The following is a 2,514-nucleotide window of genomic DNA, read 5'->3' on the forward strand; positions in this document are numbered from 1 at the left end:
CGTAATGCGCCGCGAGAATGCGGACTCGTATCTTCTCACCAACTCCACCGTCATGCTCCGCGAAGGCGGGGCATCCAGTAACCTGCGGCCTCTCGATTTAAGCTCAGGCGTCTCTGGAATACTGGATCGTCCGGTCAAGCCGGACGATGACAGCGGAGAGCTGTTTGACATTCGAATCATGAAGTCTGCGACGACGCCGTAGGGGTGGGCAAAGCGAAGCGTGCCCACCATCGCGAGTACAGCACTGGGTGGTGGGCACGGCGCAAGTGCGCCTTTGCCCACCCTACAGAGGATGCAGCGGCAACTCGCGTCGCGCTACAGCCCCGTAAACCCAGCCTTCACATGATCGGTGGAGCCGTCGAGCTGGCGCAAGTACGTCAATCCGCAGACCGTCAACCGGTGCGGGTCGGTCTCGCCCGCTTCGAACAAGGTGCGGACATATTCCGTCACCTTCGCCCGCGCCTCGTCGCTCGCCGCGGCGGTGCGGTTCGCAAGGAGGTCATAGGTGTGCATGATGCGATCGATCGCGGCTTCCATCACTTTCTCCGATTGGGAATGATCAGATCACGAGCTGTGCTGCTTCGAACTCGGCGATCGCCTTGTTGGCGAGCTTGATCCTGTTGGTTTCGCCGCGCCGGAACATCTGCACGATGATCGTGAGCAATTGCTCGTTGGTGGCATAACCGTCCGGAATGGTGCCGGTCCTGCGCAGATAGTTGGAGGCGATGGCGTAGGCCTCGCCGACCACTTCGACATTCATCGCCCACATTCCGCGCTCGACCAGCATCTCGCTCTCCATAGCCCGAGATAAAGCGCGAGGCCGCAACTGGTTCCCTGTTCCGCGAAACTCTTTTTGCGGTGCCAAAAACAAAGCGCACCGACCGGGCACAGTCGATGCGCTTTGCTGGAGGATGACGGCTTGCCGGTCTTCTATCGGGCCGGCTTGGCCGCTCTGGCGAAGTCCTGGATCTGGCGAAGTCTTGGAGGTGTTGAAGTCTTGGAGGTGCGAAGTCTTGGAGGTGCGAAGTCTTGAAGGTGTCAGAGGCGATAGAGGATCTGGTCGGTCCAGAACCGCTCGAGCCGGTGCAGCGACTTGTTCAGCGTCGAGAACTCCTCGTTCGAGATGCCGCCAACCTGCTCCACGGTCTTGACGTGCTTCTGGTAGAGCGCATCGACGATGCGGCGGATCTCCTGGCCCTGCGGCGTGAGGCGGATGCGCACCGAGCGGCGATCGACACGCGAGCGCTGATGATCGAGGAAGCCGAGCTCGACGAGCTTCTTCAGATTGTAGGAGACGTTGGAGCCGAGATAGTAGCCGCGCGTGCGCAGCTCACCCGCGGTCAATTCCTTGTCGCCGATATTGTAGAGCAACAGCGCCTGCACCGAATTGATGTCGGCGCGCCCGCGGCGGTCGAACTCGTCCTTGATGACGTCGAGCAGCCGGCGATGCAGCCGCTCCACCAGCGTAAGGGCTTCGAGATAGAGCGACTGAACCGTCGGCTGGCCGGCGGCGCGATCAGCGGTTTCCACCGCCGTTGAGGCAACGGCTTTGATCATGACACTTCCCCTGTTGTCGTTTTATCGACTTATTCGACGAAACTTGTGTCCCGCCTGATAGGTTCAACTTAAGGGGGCCGTTTGAACATCAGCTTAAATAAGACAATAAAGAGATCATGAATTTAAGACAGTGAATCGCGGATTAAGCCCGTCAATCAAGGACTTTTCGCAACCCTTCATTGACGGTGGAGCGCTCCTGTTCACGCTTCGTCTGCATGCCCTGTCACAATCGGAAACAGCTTCGCTCAAATTCGAAACGACCGCGTAATAGATATGAGGGAACCCTTTACGGTGAGCGAAGTGTTACCGGGAAATTTTCTGAAAATTTTCGCGGCGCCGATCGTGTTTCCTGCACACGCACGTTAATGCGCGCTATGGCGGCCGTTCGCGTGCGGCCATCCAGGCGAGCGCGAGATAGCCGGCGAGCATCAGCGCTTCGAACACCACCACCGTCAGGCTGCCGCCGTAGATGTTCGGAAACATCAATTCGATCACGGCCATCGAGACGACGGTGGTCAGCCACACCACCGCGCCCCAGGGCGTGGCGAGCCACAGCCCGACGGCGGCGACGAGCTCGATGACAGCGAAGTAGATGGTCGCGGTCTGCCAGGCCATCGACTGGTTCTCGAAGGCCTCCTCCTCGGAGCCGACGAATCCCGTCACCTGCGCCCAGTGGTAGAGGCCCTTGGCGATCGAGACCACGGCCATGATGCGGAGGAAGAAGACGAGCCGGCGGGTCCATACATTCTCGTCCCGCTGGATCCGGTCCGACGACATCGCCGCAACCGATATCGCATTGTCCCGCGATTGGTCGCGCGCGGAGGTGTCAGACATCGCGGGAGCTGTCCGTGGAAGCGAAATGGGTCATCGGCGCAGTCTTGGCCCGCCCGGCCGGCAAAATCAATTGCAGTTGCGGCAGATCAACGGCGCCGTGACGTTACTGGACGAGGATGCTAG

Annotated in this window: 5 protein-coding genes; 1 reads left to right on the forward strand and 4 read right to left on the reverse strand. The window is 59.9% G+C overall.

Going from position 1 to position 2,514, the window contains the following annotated elements; genetic code table 11:
- Positions 1–202: hypothetical protein (locus tag CWO89_RS47360; protein WP_207234698.1), on the forward strand; the 202-nt coding region annotated here is incomplete at its 5' end.
- Between the two features lie 113 nt (positions 203–315).
- Here CWO89_RS47360 and CWO89_RS43035 read toward each other — a convergent pair.
- From CWO89_RS43035 to CWO89_RS43050, 4 genes are all read right to left on the reverse strand, one after another.
- Positions 316–537, reverse strand: coding sequence for a hypothetical protein (locus tag CWO89_RS43035; RefSeq protein WP_130584248.1), 222 nt, complete (start codon positions 535–537; stop codon positions 316–318).
- 22 nt (positions 538–559) lie between these two features.
- Positions 560–787: a hypothetical protein gene (locus tag CWO89_RS43040; RefSeq protein WP_130584249.1), complete on the reverse strand. Its 228-nt coding sequence runs from the start codon at positions 785–787 to the stop codon at positions 560–562.
- Positions 788–1,038: 251 nt separating this feature from the next.
- Entirely contained in the window at positions 1,039–1,557 is a 519-nt protein-coding gene (gene ldtR / locus CWO89_RS43045; protein WP_130584250.1) for a transcriptional regulator LdtR, read from the reverse strand.
- 372 nt (positions 1,558–1,929) lie between these two features.
- Entirely contained in the window at positions 1,930–2,391 is a 462-nt protein-coding gene (locus tag CWO89_RS43050) for a DUF6163 family protein (protein ID WP_130584251.1), read from the reverse strand.
- Positions 2,392–2,514 lie beyond the last annotated feature (123 nt).

This window comes from Bradyrhizobium sp. Leo170, from assembly GCF_004296405.1.
GTDB lineage: Bacteria > Pseudomonadota > Alphaproteobacteria > Rhizobiales > Xanthobacteraceae > Bradyrhizobium.

Excerpts from the sequence above, each read along its gene's own strand:
- ldtR (WP_130584250.1), bottom strand. The coding sequence starts at position 1,557 with ATGATCAAAGCCGTTGCCTCAACGGCGGTGGAAACCGCTGATCGCGCC.
- CWO89_RS43050 (WP_130584251.1), bottom strand. The coding sequence starts at position 2,391 with ATGTCTGACACCTCCGCGCGCGACCAATCGCGGGACAATGCGATATCG.
- CWO89_RS43035 (WP_130584248.1), bottom strand. The coding sequence starts at position 537 with ATGGAAGCCGCGATCGATCGCATCATGCACACCTATGACCTCCTTGCG.
- CWO89_RS43040 (WP_130584249.1), bottom strand. The coding sequence starts at position 787 with ATGCTGGTCGAGCGCGGAATGTGGGCGATGAATGTCGAAGTGGTCGGC.